This window comes from Caballeronia sordidicola (assembly GCF_001544455.2).
Lineage (GTDB): Bacteria > Pseudomonadota > Gammaproteobacteria > Burkholderiales > Burkholderiaceae > Caballeronia > Caballeronia sordidicola.
Window position 1 is genome coordinate 133,903 of record NZ_FCOC02000012.1, and the last position, 14,623, is coordinate 148,525.

A 14,623-nucleotide genomic window follows, 5' to 3' on the forward strand; every position below is an offset into this window, starting at 1 on the left:
TGTTGAAATTCTTCTGCGCCGAATTGTCAGGCGAGGCGCGGCCGCGCCGGATCGAACAACGGTTTTACATGCTGATAAAGCTCGCGGAAACCCTTCAGCCGCTGCCGCAAGATTGCGTGGCGCGCCGGGTTCGGCACGAATTCATCCTTCACCGGCGGCTTTGCGAGCACGACAGCGGGGTCGCCGCCCGCCGCAAGCCAGCCGAGACGCGCCGCGCCCAATGCAGCGCCGGTTTCACCGCCGCCATGCGTGCGCGTGCGCGTGTTGAGGGCATCAGCCAATAACTGGCCCCAGTACTTGCTGCGCGCGCCGCCGCCCAGCAGCGACAACGCGTGTACTTCCGTGCCGGCTGCCTGCAATGCGTCGAGTCCATCGGTCAGCGCCAGCGTCACGCCTTCGAGCACCGCGTAACCGAGCAACGCGCGATCGGTCGCGTGCGTCATGCCGAAGAACACGCCTTGCGCGTACGGGTCGTTGTGCGGCGTGCGTTCACCGCTGAGATACGGCAGGAACAGCGGCGCGATTTCCAGCGCAGCAGGATCGAGCGCCTCGATTTCGGCGAGGAGCGTGGGTTCGTCGGTGGAGGTCAGTTTGCAGACCCAGCGCAAGCAACTCGCCGCCGACAACACCACGCTCATCTGATGCCATCTGTCCGGAATGGCGTGACAAAACGCATGCACGGCGGACGCCGGATTGGGCCGGAAGCGATCCCCGACAACGCACAACACGCCCGACGTTCCCAGCGATAAAAATCCATCGCCCGGTTCCGTAGCGCCGATACCCACCGCGCTCGCCGCGTTGTCGCCGCCACCGGCCGCGACGATCACCCCATCGCGCAAACCGAGTTCGCGGGCGAGTTCCGGCAGCAGCGTGCCCGACGGCTCGCTGCCCTCGGCGAGCGCCGGCATCTGCGCGCGCGTCATGCTGCACGCGGCGAGCAGTTCGTCCGACCAGTCACGGCGGGCCACATCGAGCCATAAGGTTCCGGCTGCATCTGAAGGGTCGGACACCTTCGTGCCTGTCAGATGCAAGCGTAGATAATCCTTTGGCAACAACACGCATGCCGTCCGGTTGAAAATCTCCGGCTCGTTGTGCTTCACCCACAGCAGCTTGGGCGCGGTGAAGCCGGGCATCGCGAGATTGCCAGCGATTGCATGCAACTCCGTCGCGGTTTGCGTCAGCTCGTCGCATTCCTTGTCGCTGCGCATGTCGTTCCAGAGAATCGCGGGACGCAGCACGCGGTCTTCGGAGTCGAGCAGCACGGCGCCGTGCATCTGTCCCGACAAGCCGATACCGCGAACCTGCGCGAACTCTTCCGGGAATTTATCGCGCAGGGCGAACAGGGCGGCACGCGTGCCGTCCCACCAGTCGAGCGGGTTTTGCTCCGACCAGCGCGGTTTCGGGCGCGATACGGTGAATGGCGTACCCGCTGTGCCCACTACGCTGCCGTCGCTCGCGAGCAGCAGGACTTTTACTTCGGAGGTGCCGAGATCGATGCCTAAATACATGGACGAACCCTTGTTGAAGGCTTGAAGCGGAGAAAACCGGAGGCGCTAATGTAGCGCCGCTGCCGGTGTTGCGCCATTGGCATAACACCGGACGGGGGTATGAAATGTGGGACGCTCAGGCGCGCTTTGCAAGCCACGCGTCGACTCGGTCCAGCGCCGCGCGCAGCACGCGTTCGAGATCAGCGCTCCCGGCAAGGCTGCCCCAAAGTAGCTTGTCCGCGACGAAAGCCTTCACCGGATCGGCCGCTTCGAAGAAAGCGTGCGCGCTCGCCGCGTCCATCACGCCGTCCTGATACGCGTACGGCAGCTTGCCTTCGTGCCAGCGTTCGAGAAAACGGAAGAACAGCGCGGGCAGCATGGCGGTCGCGTCCGGATCGGTCTTGCGTGCGAAACATTCACGCAACGTCGGCGCGATAAACCCCGGGATCTTCGAGAAACCATCGGCGGCCACGCGCTGGTTCGTGTCCTGAATATACGGATTGACGAAGCGGTCGAGCACGACATCGCGGTACTTTGCGAGGTCGATCGGGCTTGGCGACAGGCACGGGATCACGTCCTGCGTGACGTAGTCATCGGCGAGTGCGCGGATTTGCGCGTCCTGCGTGCCCTCGTGGATGTATTGATAGCCGATCAGCGTTCCCGCCCAGGCAATGCAGCTATGCGTGGCGTTGAGAATGCGGATCTTGGCTTCCTCGTAGGGATGCACAGAGTCGACCATTTCGGCCCCGACCTTTTCCCAGGCGGGACGTCCGGCGATGAACGCGTCCTCGATCACCCACTGAATGAATGCTTCGCCCATGACGGGCGCCTTGTCGTCGAAACCGGTAGCGGCCAGCACGCGTTCGCGCACATCCGGCGTGGGGCGCGGCGTGATGCGGTCGACCATCGCGTTTGGACACGCTGTGTTCGCGATCATCCATTCACGCAATGCCGTTTCGCCGCGCAACTGCAGGAATTCGAGCATGCCCGCCTTGAAGCGGTCGCCGTTGCTGCGCAGGTTGTCGCAGTTTTGCAGCGTCACCTTGCCTGCGTTCTGCTTCATGCGGGCATCCAGAATCGCGGCGAGCGCGCCGTAGATGGTCGTGCGCGCGCCTTTCAGGTCCGCGGCGAGATCGGGATTGGCTGTATCGAGCTTGTGATGTTCGTCGAGGTAATAACCGCCTTCGGTCACCGTGAACGATACGATCTTGCACTCGGGCGCCGCGCCTGCCGCAACCAGCGCGTCCAGGTCCGCGGCCCACGGCACGACCTTCTTGATCGAACGGATGGTCTCGTACTTGCGTTCACCCTGCGGCGTGACGGTTTCGAGCGTATAGGTGCCGTTCTGGGCGGCCAGCGCTTCGAGCACCGCATTCATGTCGCCGCGAATATTGCCGACGGTCAGCGACCAGCGCGTATCGCCCGATTCAATCAGGCGGTGCAGATACCACGCCTGATGCGCACGGTGAAAAGAACCCGCGCCGATGTGCAGGATCACATCGGCGGTTGTTTGGTTTTCGGACGTCATGGTGTCTTCCTCTGATCTGGATGCGCCGTGGGTTGTGCTTGGGGCGCGGTGCTGTGTCTCGTGCCGTGGCGGGTTCTGGCTGACGCCACTTGCCGTCACCACGATCATTTGCTCGTTCTGTGAGCGAATGATCGTATTCGATTCGATGAAAGTCAAGGCGCTCCGCAGCATTTAACGCGGTGAAAACGCGCTGCTGCTATGCACAAATTTTGACTCTTTCCGGCATCAGGACTTACCCGAATGCAAAAAAGTATCGGGGAGCAGTTCCATTTTCAGTGGTGAAATACCCGCGGCAAGGCTAATTTTCGGTCATGGCACGGCGCGAGGCATCCTCGTGAGTACATCGCGAACGCGGCCAGAAAAAAGCAGCGGGTCAGGAGGAAGACAAGATGCACACCATTTTGAATGACACGACATGTCGATGCGGCGCATGCGGCTACTGCCGTGCGGCACGCACTACCGCGCGTCGTGCCAACATCGTCCAGCCCGATCTCGAACTCGTGGATGTGGCGCGCGACGAGTCATTCAAAGTCTGGTCGCATGGTTACCCTTACCGCACCGTGCGCTGGCACTTCCATCCGCAGTACGAGATCCAGCTCATCACCACGACCACGGGCAAATACTTCGTTGGCGATCACATCGGCAGTTTCGTGCCGGGCAATCTGGTGATGATGGGACCGAACTTGCCGCACAACTGGGTCAGCGACGTGCCGCCCGGCGACCATGTGAACGAACGCTGTCTGATCCTGCAATTCGATGCGGAGTTCGTGGCGCGCGCCATCGACGTGTTTCCCGAACTGAAGCGCGTGGAATCCCTGCTCGATGCATCGTGCTGGGGCGTTTTGTTCACGCCGGAAACGGGCGCGGCGGCCGAACCGATCATGCGCGAGATGTTGAGCGCGCAAGGCATGCGGCGCATCACGCTGTTTCTGGCGCTGCTCGATCTGCTCGTGCAGAGCGCCAATCCCGTCAAGCTCGCGAGCGCCGCGTATCGTGCGGACCCGGCGCGTTATGCGGAGGCGCGCATCAATCATGTGCTTTCCTATATTGGCAAGAACCTGTCGCAGGAACTGCGCGAAACGGAACTTGCCGAACTCGCGGGGCAAAGCGCGAGCGCATTCTCGCGATATTTCCGCCGGCACACGGGCTTGCCGTTCGTGCAATACGTGAACCGTCTGCGCATCAATCTCGCGTGCCAGTTGCTGATGTCGGGAGAACTGAATATCACCGATATCTGCTATCAGGTCGGCTTTAACAACCTGTCCAATTTCAACCGGCAGTTCCTGTTGCTCAAGAACATGTCGCCTTCGCGATGGCGCGCTTACCAGCAGCTCAATGCTGCCAGTGCAACTGAATCGTCCGAGGCCGAGCCGGCGCTCGAAGCATTCGGCTAGCGCCTTCTTACTTTCCTGAGAAAACCGTGTAACGCGGTGCTTGAAAAAGCACCGCGCCGGGCGAACTCGTCCTCGCGGTTCGAGTGTTCCAACGACGTACCCAAGTCCAATCAACAAGAGATGGAGACAGCCATGCACGCTTTCGCTTTCCCGAAGAAACTCGCCCTCGCTACGTTAGGTCTCGCCACAGCGCTTTCAGTGGCGGGCGCACAGGCCGCCGAGCCATTGAAGATCGGCATGACGTTCCAGGAGTTGAACAATCCGTATTTCGTTTCCATGCAGAAGGCGTTGAACGAAGCGGCCGCGTCCATCGGGGCACAGGTTGTCGTGACCGACGCGCACCACGACGTCAGCAAGCAGGTCAGCGACGTTGAAGACATGCTGCAAAAGAAAATCGACATCCTGCTGGTGAATCCGACTGATTCGACCGGCATTGTTTCAGCCGTGAACGCCGCGAAGAAAGCGGGCGTGGTCGTGGTCGCGGTGGACGCCAACGCGAACGGCCCGGTGGACTCGTTCGTGGGATCGAAGAATTACGATGCCGGTGTCATGTCGTGCGAATACCTGGGCAAGACGCTCGGCAGCACGGGCGAAGTGGCGATCCTCGACGGCATTCCGGTCGTGCCGATTCTCGAACGCGTGCGCGGCTGCAAGGCGGCGCTCGCGAAGTTCCCGAACATCAAGATCGTCGATACACAGAACGGCAAGCAGGAACGCGCGACCGCGTTATCGGTCACCGAGAACATGATCCAGGCGCATCCGAATCTGAAGGGCGTGTTCAGTGTGAACGATGGTGGATCGATGGGCGCGCTGGCCGCTATCGAAGCGTCGGGCAAGGACATCAAGCTGACGAGCGTGGACGGTGCGCCGGAGGCGATCACGGCCATGCAGAAACCGGACTCGAAGTTCATTGAAACGTCGGCGCAATTTCCGCGCGATCAGGTGCGCATTGCAATTGGCATTGCGCTTGCGAAGAAGTGGGGCGCCAATGTGCCGAAGGCGATTCCTATCGACGTGAAGATGATCGACAAGAGCAACGCCAAGGGCTTTAGCTGGTAAGCGGGTTTCAAAAGCATTGTCCCGAGACACGTTCCGGCAGGTGAGCACGATGAACTCCATTCTCAGACTCGACAACATCACGAAGAGCTTTCCCGGCGTGAAGGCGTTGCAGGGCATTCATCTCGACGTGGCTGCCGGCGAAGTGCATGCGCTGCTCGGCGAGAACGGCGCGGGTAAGTCCACGCTGATGAAAATCCTGAGCGGCATATATCAGCCCGACGAAGGCACGATCACGCTCAACGGCGAGACCCGCGCGTTCGCGGATTATCACGATGCAGTCGCGGCCGGGATTGGCATCGTGTTCCAGGAATTCAGCCTGATTCCGTTTCTCAACGCGGTCGAGAACATCTTTCTCGGCCGCGAACTGAAGAAAGGATTCTTGCTGGACCGCGCAGCCATGCGGCGTTCGGCAGCGGAGATTTTCGCGCGGCTGAAAGTGGATGTCGACTTGTCCGTGCCGATTCGCGAACTGTCGGTGGCGCAGCAGCAGTTCATCGAGATCGGCAAGGCGTTGTCGCTTGAGGCGCGCATCCTGATCCTGGACGAACCCACTGCAACGCTCATGCCTTCGGAAGCGGAACATCTCTTTGTCATCATGCGCGAGTTGAAGACGCAAGGCGTGGCCATGATCTTCATCTCGCATCACCTCGATGAAATCTTTGAAGTGTGCGACCGCATCACGGTGTTGCGCGACGGCCAGTATGTGGGCGATACAGCCGTCGCCGATACGGACGTCAGCCGCCTTGTCGAGATGATGGTCGGACGCAAGATAGAGAACAGCTTTCCGCCAAAGCCCGCGCCGCGCGCGAGCGCGAAGACCGTGCTCGATGTCGAGGCATTGCAGATCGACAAGGACGGTCCCACGAATGCGTTCGCGTTGCGTGAAGGCGAGATTCTGGGCTTTGCCGGATTGGTCGGGTCGGGGCGCACGGAAACAGCGCTTGCGGTGATTGGCGCCGATCCCGCGCACGTGAAGAAAGTGAAGATCAACGGGACCGATATGAAGCTCGCCGATCCCGCGGCTTCTCTCGATGCTGGCATTGGCATCCTGCCCGAGAGCCGCAAGACTGAAGGTCTGATTACGGACTTCTCGATCAAGCAGAACATCTCGATCAACAACTTTGGCAAGTATCGGCAAGCGCGATTTTTTATCGACAGACGCAATGAAGCGCGAACCACCGCTGCGATCATGAAGCGCGTGGGCGTCAAGGCGCCGACCATGAATACGCAGGTGTCCACGTTATCCGGCGGAAACCAGCAGAAGGTCGTGATCGCGCGATGGCTGAATCACCACGCGAACATCTTGATCTTCGACGAACCCACGCGCGGTATCGACGTTGGCGCCAAGGCCGAGATCTACATGCTGATGCGCGAGCTGACCGAGCGGGGCTACGCAATCATCATGATCTCGTCGGAACTGCCCGAAATTGTTGGCATGAGCGATCGTGTGGCCGTGTTCCGGCAAGGCCGCATAGAAGCCATTCTCGAAGGCGACGAGATCACGTCGAATGCAATCATGACGCACGCAACCACCGCCCGTGCGTCAGCCGGGCAGGGAGTCAGCCATGAGTAAATTATCGATGGAACCCAAGACCGCGACCGTTGATCCGGCATCGCCGGGCGCACCCGTGCGCTTCACGTGGGCGGGACTCAAACGATCGACGATCTTTTATCCGTTCGTTGGTTTGATCGTCGTATGCGTGGTGATGGTGTTCGCGAGCAACAGCTTCTTGTCGGCGGCCAACATCGAGAACATCGCGCGGCAAGTGTCGATCAACGCGATCATCGCGGTCGGCATGACATGCGTGATCCTGACGGGCGGCATCGACTTGTCGGTGGGATCGGTCATGGCGTTGTCCGGCACACTTGCGGCGGGCCTGATGGTGTCGGGCCTGAATGCGGTCGCGGCATTGGTTGTGGGCATCGCCGTCGGGCTTGGCTTTGGCGTGGCGAACGGGCTGTTCGTGGCGTTCGCGGGCATGCCGCCGATCATCGTCACGCTCGCGACCATGGGCGTGGCCCGCGGGCTTGCGCTGATCTACACCGGCGGTTATCCAATCGACGGCTTGCCCGACTGGATCGCGTTCTTTGGCAATGGCAAAGTGCTTGGCGTGCAAATGCCCGTGGTCATCATGCTCGTGGTGTATTTCATTGCGTGGGTGTTGCTGGAACGCATGCCGTTCGGGCGATACGTCTACGCGATCGGCGGCAACGAGGACGCCACGCGTTTGTCGGGCGTACGCGTCGCGCGCGTCAAGCTGATCGTCTATGGATTGGCGGGGCTCACGTCGTCGCTTGCCGCCATTGTGTTGACCGCGCGTCTGATGAGCGGGCAGCCGAACGCCGGCGTGGGTTTCGAACTCGATGCAATCGCGGCCGTGGTCATGGGCGGAACGTCCATTTCGGGCGGCCGCGGATCGATTGTCGGCACGTTGATTGGCGCGCTGTTGCTCGGCGTACTGAATAACGGCTTGAATATGGTTGGTGTGAATCCGTATGTGCAGAACGTGATCAAGGGTGGAATCATCTTGCTAGCGATCTATATCAGTCGGGACCGCCGCCGTAAGTGACTAAAGAATAACGAATAGAAAAATGGAAACCGGCATTTCCTCAGCTAAACACGACGACTACAACGAGCGCACTATGAGCACATCAAATGAAGCGTTGAGCATGACGGCCATTGTCTGTCATGCGCCCAAGGATTATCGCGTCGAGACGGTCAAGCGGCCGAAGGCGGCGAGAAATGAACTGGTGATTCGCATTGCCGCATGCGGCATTTGCGCCAGCGACTGCAAATGTCATTCGGGCGCGAAGATGTTTTGGGGCGGCCCTAGTCCGTGGGTGAAAGCGCCCGTCATTCCGGGCCATGAATTCTTTGGTTATGTCGAGGAACTTGGCGATGGCGCGGCGGAACATTTCGGCGTGGAATTGGGCGAGCGCGTGATCGCCGAGCAGATCGTGCCTTGCGGCAAGTGCCGCTATTGCAAGTCCGGACAGTACTGGATGTGCGAAGTGCATAACATCTTCGGCTTTCAGCGCGAGGTTGCGGACGGCGGCATGGCGCAGTACATGCGTATTCCACCGACTGCCATCGTCCATAAGATTCCCGATGGCATATCACTGGAAGATGCGGCGATCATCGAACCGTTGGCGTGTGCGATCCATACGGTGAATCGCGGCGATATACAGCTTGACGACGTTGTGGTGATCGCGGGCGCGGGGCCGCTGGGTTTGATGATGACGCAAGTTGCGCATCTCAAGACGCCTAGAAAGCTCGTCGTGATCGATCTGGTGGAAGAGCGCCTTGCGCTTGCGCGGGAATATGGCGCGGACATCACGATCAATCCGAAGAACGAAGATGGTCTGGCGATCATCAAGTCCATCACGGATCAATATGGATGCGACGTGTACATCGAGACAACGGGCGCGCCCATTGGTGTATCGCAAGGACTCGAAATGATTCGCAAGCTTGGGCGCTTCGTCGAGTTCTCGGTGTTCGGAAGCGACACAACCGTGGACTGGTCGATCATTGGCGACCGCAAAGAACTGGATGTACGCGGCGCTCACCTCGGACCGTATTGTTACCCGATTGCCATCGACCTTCTTGCACGAGGCCTTGTGACATCCAAGGGTATTGTGACGCATGGCTTTACGCTGGAAGAATGGGATGAGGCAATCAAGGTCGCGGATTCGCTCGACTCGATCAAGGTTTTGTTGAAGCCGCGCTAAACTAGACCACGCACAATAAATCCGCCTGGGTCAGCGCGCGGAAAATCTTGAGACATGGAGCGAGGCAATGGCTTCTTACGTAATAGGCGTCGATATAGGCACGCAAAGCACCAAGGCTTTGCTGGTCGATCTGCAGGGCGGGATCGTCGCGCAGCATTCGAGCGCTTACCATCCCGACACGCCCAAGCCGCTTTGGGCGGAGCAGTGGCCGTCGGTGTGGCTCGACGCCGTGAAAAAGACAATCAAGGCTTGCGTGACGAAAGCCCTTGTCGAGGGCATCGTCAAAAGCGACATCAAGGCGGTCTGCATAGGCAGCTTGTACGGCGGATCTGGCATTCCCGTCGACGCTGAAATGCGCCCTTTATATCCATGTCTGATCTGGATGGATCGCCGTGCGACGCATGAAATGGAATGGGTCGAAAAGACTGTCGATACTACGCGGCTCAAGCAGATAACCGGCAATGGCATAGACAGCTATTACGGCTATACCAAGATGCTATGGCTCAAGAATAATCAGCCCGATGTATGGAGCAAGACCCGTTATTTCCTGCCGCCGAACGCGTACATCGTTCATGAACTGACAGGCGAACTGGCGGTCGATCATAGTTCGGCCGGAAATATTGGCGGTGTGTATGACATCGCCAGGCGGTCATGGTCGCAAGAAGCGTTGGACATGCTTGGCATTCCCGCTTCAATGATGCCCGCGCGGCTCGTGGATTCGTCGGAGATCGTGGGTGGCTTGCTGCCTGAATGTGCTGCTGAGCTTGGCCTTGCAAACGATACGCCGATCATTGCCGGTGGCGTGGATGCCGCCGTCGCCACTTTTGCTGCCGGCGTCACGCGCGCGGGCCACCATGTTGCGATGATCGGCACGAGCATGTGTTGGGGCTACATCAATCAGAACGTCGATGCCAGTCACGGTCTGATCAGCATGCCGCATGTCTACAACTCGCAGAAGGACATCTATATCTTTGGCGGCGCGATCACTGCGGGCGCGTCGGTCACGTGGTATCGCGAACAGTTTTGCCATGCGGAGACCGAAGCGGCGAAAGCAACCGCTCATGGCGATCCGCACAAGCTGCTTGAAGAGGCCGCGGCGAAAATAGCCGCCGGTTCCGATGGCGTTGTGTTCCTGCCGTATCTGATGGGCGAGCGCAGTCCGGTTTGGGACGCAAAGGCGAGCGGCACGTTCGTCGGGTTGAGTCTTTATCACACTCGTGCGACGTTGTATCGGGCTGTGCTGGAAGGCGTGGCGTTTGCGCTCAGGCACAACATGGAGGCGGGGCGTCGCGGTGCGCAGTCGCTGGATGAGAAGTTGATCGTCGTGGGCGGCGCGGCGCATTCCGATCTCTGGATGCAGATCATCGCGGACGTTACGGGGTATCCGGTGTGGTCGATCGAAGAAGAGGTCGAAGCCGCCATGGGCGCCGCGCTGCTTGCCGCTCTTGGCACGAACCTCATTACGCGCGAGACGGCCGAGGGAGGGTGGGTGACGTTGGTGGAACGCGCTCGTCCCGATGCCCAGCGTCAAAAGTTGTACGCCGAACGCTTTGGCGTGTATGTCGATCTTTATCCGGCTTTGAAGCCCATCATGCATCGCTTGCAGGCAAGTTGAATCATGCAAACACATTTCGATTTCAATGGGCAGTCGGTTTTGGTTACGGGTGCATCGAGCGGGATTGGACGGGCTATTGCCGTCATGTTGCGTGTTGCGGGGGCGCGGGTGGTCGCGGCCGGCCGCAATGTGGCTGCGTTGGATGCGCTTGCTAGTGAAACCGGCTGCGAGCCGTTGCTTCTCGATGTTTCCGATCCAGTGCGGATAGCGGAAGCTTTTGAAAATCTCGATGCCTTCGATGGCCTTGTGAATTGCTCCGGCACGACGGCGCTGGATAAAGCGATTGATTTCACCGCCGCCGATTTCGATCAGGTCATGGCAGTGAATGCACGCGGTGCGGCGCTGGTTGCGCAGCAAGTCGCGCGCGCGATGATCGCAGCAGGCAAGCGCGGCAGTATTGTGAATGTTTCGAGCCAGGCAGGGTTGGTCGGGCTCGAAGAGCATCTGGCTTATTGTGCTTCTAAGTCTGCACTTGATTCCATTACCCGGGTGATGTGTCTAGAGCTTGGGCCTTTTGGGATTCGCGTGAATAGCGTTAATCCAACCGTCACGCTTACGCCAATGGCCGTCAAGGCCTGGAGCGAACCCGCCAAGAGGGAGCCTGCTTTGAAGGCTATTCCCTTGGGACGGTTTGTTGAACCCGATGAGGTGGCCACGCCAGTGCTTTTTCTTTTGAGCAATGCTGCAGCCATGATTTCAGGGATTGTTTTGCCTGTTGATGGCGGGTTTATCGCGCGGTGAGGTTTTTGGGCGAGGGTCCTGCTTTTTTGGGTTTTGCGCGTTTCGTGTTCGTTGATCTTTCTAACACTGTTAGCCACTGTCCGTGGCGGGACTTCATTTCTTTTTCCAACGGCGAAAAAGAAACGAAGCAAAGAAAACGCCTTCCAACCGCTAATTCTTAAGGAGACCGAGCGTGCAGTGATATCTGCTTGGGACTTCAAAAGAACCCTCGACGCCATAACCACCAATACCTGAAACCCTCCCCCTCCGTATCCCTACATCCACACGCTTCGCCACCAGCGTTCTCGGGCAAGCTCCGCGCGCGCTTGCGCACTAGAGCATTTCGAGCGAGCGCTTTGATTTCGGTGGCTTGAATTGCGCGTCGATCTGCGACAGTTCTTCCTCCGATAACGTAATGTCCCGCGCCGCCGCATTTTCAATCACATGTGCTACGGTCGACGCTTTCGGGATCGCGATGACCTCCGGTTGCCGTAATACCCACGCAAGCGCAATTTGCATTGGCGACACACCGCGTGCCGCGGCAATATCGTTCAAGATACTTTGATTCGGCAGCCGCAGGTGGTCTACCGGACTGTAGGCCATCGCGGGTACACTTCTCTCACGCATCCAGGGTAGCAGGTCGAACTCCGGGCCGCGGCGCGCCACGTTGTACAAGATCTGATTTGCAGCGCAGCGGTTGCCGTTTTCAAGCGCAAAAAGTTCGATCATGTCGTCGGTGTCGAAATTGCTCACACCCCAGTGCCGAATCTTGCCAGCAGCCCTGAGACTCTCAAACCCCGCAATCACGCCTTCAAGATCCTCACCGCCGCGCCAGTGCAGCAAGTACAAATCGATTCGGTCAGTTTGCAACCGCTTCAGGCTTCGCTCGCATGCAGCCTTCACGCCGGTTTCACTGCCGTTGTGCGGATACACCTTGCTGACTATAAACAGCTCCTCCCTGCGATCACCCAACGCCTCAGCAATCAGTTTTTCACTGTCACCATCGCCATACATCTCGGCGGTATCTATAAGCGTCAGCCCTGAATCAACACCGGTTTGCAACGCCTTGATTTCTTCACCACGAACGCGCGAATTTTCGCCCATCTCCCATGTTCCCTGGCCCAATGCCGGGATCTGTTCTCCGGACAGAAGTCGAACGGTTTTGTTTTGCGAAGTCATCGGAAATCTCACACGGTCTTGAAGTCTGGTTGGGCCACGGATGCGCGCGCCAGTTCAATAATTTACAACACGGATGCGTGCAAACATGGTCCGTTCGCCAGCACGCATCCGTATGTTGATCAGACGAGACCCACCAGCAGGGGTCCCAGCAACGTCAGCAATACATTGGCCAGCGCATACGTGATCGCGAACGGCACCGTAGGCACCGCACTCTCGGTCTTGTCCAGCAGCGCGCCGAACGCAGGGTTCGCACTGCGCGACCCAGTCAGCGCGCCCGCCAAAAGCGCCGCGTTGGTGTATTTGAGGACGTAGCGGCCAAAGATCATGGTCAGGATGAGCGGCAAAACCGTGACGACTACACCCAGCAGGAAAATGGTCATGCCGCTTTGCTTGACCGTCACCACCGCCTGCAAGCCTGAATTCAAGCCGACAGCCGCCACGAACGCCGCAAGCCCGAAGTCCTTCATCAACTGCGACGCCGCCGAGGGCATGACGCCATACATCGGATGCTTGCCGCGCATCCAGCCGAACAGCAACCCCGCAAGCAGGCAGCCGCCGCCCGAACCCAGCGTCAGCGGCACCCCGCCAACATTCACCACGATCAAGCCAATCAACAATCCCAACACAATGCCCACACCCATATAGATGAAGTCCGTTTTGTTCGTGACGGGCAGTTCGTAACCGGCTGCATCGACGGCGCGCTTGGTGTCCTGCGGCGATCCGTAGAAGGTGATTACGTCACCATGCTCTAGCTTGGTTTCGGGCAGGATCGGCAACGGCTGGTCAGCACGCTTGATCTCCTGCACGAACACGCCATGGCGCAAATCGCGATCTACCGTCGTGCGCACCGCGGCGATCGTCATGTGATTCATGCCCTTTCTCGTGAACACGCCTTGCCGGTTCTGCATGACCACGCTGATGCCGTCGGTATCTGCTACTTCCTCGCCAATATTCGCTGCCGCCGCGACCATCACCTCGCGCCGCCCGACCACGAGCACAACGTCGTTCGCCTGCAACATCACGTCCGGACGCGGTTCCAGCGCCTTGCCGGCACGCCTGATCCGCTCGATGGTGATCATGTCCGACTCGGCCAGCTCGATCTCGGCGACCGTGCGGCCCGCAGCCCCGCCCGTCACGCTTCCAGCAGGAGCGCCGGTGATCCGGTAAGCGCGTCCGACCAGCTCCGGCAAGGCGGGCGTCTGTCCTGGTCCATGCGCGACAGAACCGCCAAGCAAGCTCTTCTCGGCTTCGGCGGCCGCTTCCTTCAAGCCTTGTCCCATGAACTTCGGCAGCACATTCACGCACACGATGATCGCGCCCAGCGACCCAAACACGTACGTCACGGCGTAGGCGATCGCCACATCGGATTGCAGGGACTTGGTCTCGGCCACGGGCAGGCCGAGCCGCGCGATGGCATCGCCCGCCGTACCGATGATCGCCGACTGCGTGAGCGCCCCGCCGGCCAACCCGGCCGCAATGCCCTTGTTCAGCCCGAAGAGCTTCGCGCACACGAGCACCGTCAGCAATGCGGAAACTGCCAGGAACACGGCCATTGCTATCTCGCGCAGCGTCTTGCGCGACAAGGAGTTGAAAAACTGCGGACCCGAGTCGTAGCCGACTGCGTAGATGAAGATGGCGAACATCACGGACTTGACGCCGTTATCGATCTGGACGCCAAACTGGCTGATCACGACCGCGGCCAGGAGCGAGCCGCCCACGCCGCCAAGCTGGAACTTCCCGAAGTTGATCTGGCCGATGAAGTAACCCGCCGCAAGCGACAGGAATAAAGCGATTTCCGGGGACTTCGTGAGAATCTGATGTATCCATTCCATAATGCCCTCGCTGGTTTGTGTACCGTCGGACTTCCCGCTTCAACGCCTTTACCGCACACTCCCGTTGCCTTTCAAAGACT

11 protein-coding genes are annotated in these 14,623 nt (G+C 59.5%); 7 read left to right on the forward strand and 4 right to left on the reverse strand.

The genetic code is table 11. The annotated features are described in order from the left end of the window. Positions 1–26: 26 nt before the first annotated feature. Both xylB and dalD read right to left on the reverse strand, forming a co-directional pair. A complete protein-coding gene (xylB, locus tag AWB64_RS19285) occupies positions 27–1,508 on the reverse strand; it encodes a xylulokinase (RefSeq protein ID WP_060857021.1) in 1,482 nt (493 codons plus the stop codon). Positions 1,509–1,623: 115 nt separating this feature from the next. Further along, complete coding sequence (gene dalD, locus AWB64_RS19290) at positions 1,624–3,015, reverse strand: D-arabinitol 4-dehydrogenase (protein WP_060857074.1); 1,392 nt, start codon at positions 3,013–3,015, stop codon at positions 1,624–1,626. A gap of 389 nt (positions 3,016–3,404) precedes the next feature. Here dalD and AWB64_RS19295 point away from each other — a divergent pair, with 389 nt between their 5' ends. From AWB64_RS19295 to AWB64_RS19325, 7 genes are all read left to right on the forward strand, one after another. Next, on the forward strand, positions 3,405–4,409 hold the full coding sequence (locus AWB64_RS19295) for an AraC family transcriptional regulator (protein ID WP_082850548.1): 1,005 nt from the start codon (positions 3,405–3,407) through the stop codon (positions 4,407–4,409). 132 nt (positions 4,410–4,541) lie between these two features. Further along, positions 4,542–5,468: a substrate-binding domain-containing protein gene (locus tag AWB64_RS19300; protein ID WP_060857022.1), complete on the forward strand. Its 927-nt coding sequence runs from the start codon at positions 4,542–4,544 to the stop codon at positions 5,466–5,468. Positions 5,469–5,517: 49 nt separating this feature from the next. Then, positions 5,518–7,041, forward strand: a complete 1,524-nt coding sequence (locus AWB64_RS19305) for a sugar ABC transporter ATP-binding protein (RefSeq protein ID WP_060857023.1) — start codon at positions 5,518–5,520, stop codon at positions 7,039–7,041. 7 nt (positions 7,042–7,048) lie between these two features. After that, complete coding sequence (locus AWB64_RS19310) at positions 7,049–8,038, forward strand: ABC transporter permease (protein ID WP_244164120.1); 990 nt, start codon at positions 7,049–7,051, stop codon at positions 8,036–8,038. Between the two features lie 73 nt (positions 8,039–8,111). Next, the gene (locus AWB64_RS19315; protein WP_060857076.1) at positions 8,112–9,197 is read left to right on the forward strand and encodes an alcohol dehydrogenase catalytic domain-containing protein; all 1,086 of its coding nucleotides are present in this window, start codon (positions 8,112–8,114) and stop codon (positions 9,195–9,197) included. A gap of 67 nt (positions 9,198–9,264) precedes the next feature. Continuing rightward, a complete protein-coding gene (locus AWB64_RS19320) occupies positions 9,265–10,812 on the forward strand; it encodes an FGGY-family carbohydrate kinase (protein ID WP_060857025.1) in 1,548 nt (515 codons plus the stop codon). 3 nt (positions 10,813–10,815) lie between these two features. Beyond that, the gene (locus tag AWB64_RS19325) at positions 10,816–11,553 is read left to right on the forward strand and encodes an SDR family oxidoreductase (protein WP_060857026.1); all 738 of its coding nucleotides are present in this window, start codon (positions 10,816–10,818) and stop codon (positions 11,551–11,553) included. 312 nt (positions 11,554–11,865) lie between these two features. Here the strand turns inward: AWB64_RS19325 and AWB64_RS19330 are convergent, their stop codons facing one another. Together AWB64_RS19330 and aspT are read right to left on the reverse strand one after the other, a co-directional pair. Beyond that, positions 11,866–12,711, reverse strand: coding sequence for an aldo/keto reductase (locus AWB64_RS19330; RefSeq protein ID WP_060857027.1), 846 nt, complete (start codon positions 12,709–12,711; stop codon positions 11,866–11,868). Positions 12,712–12,830: 119 nt separating this feature from the next. Then, positions 12,831–14,543 (reverse strand): aspartate-alanine antiporter, encoded by a 1,713-nt coding sequence (gene aspT, locus AWB64_RS19335; RefSeq protein WP_060857028.1) that lies wholly within the window; start codon positions 14,541–14,543, stop codon positions 12,831–12,833. Positions 14,544–14,623 lie beyond the last annotated feature (80 nt).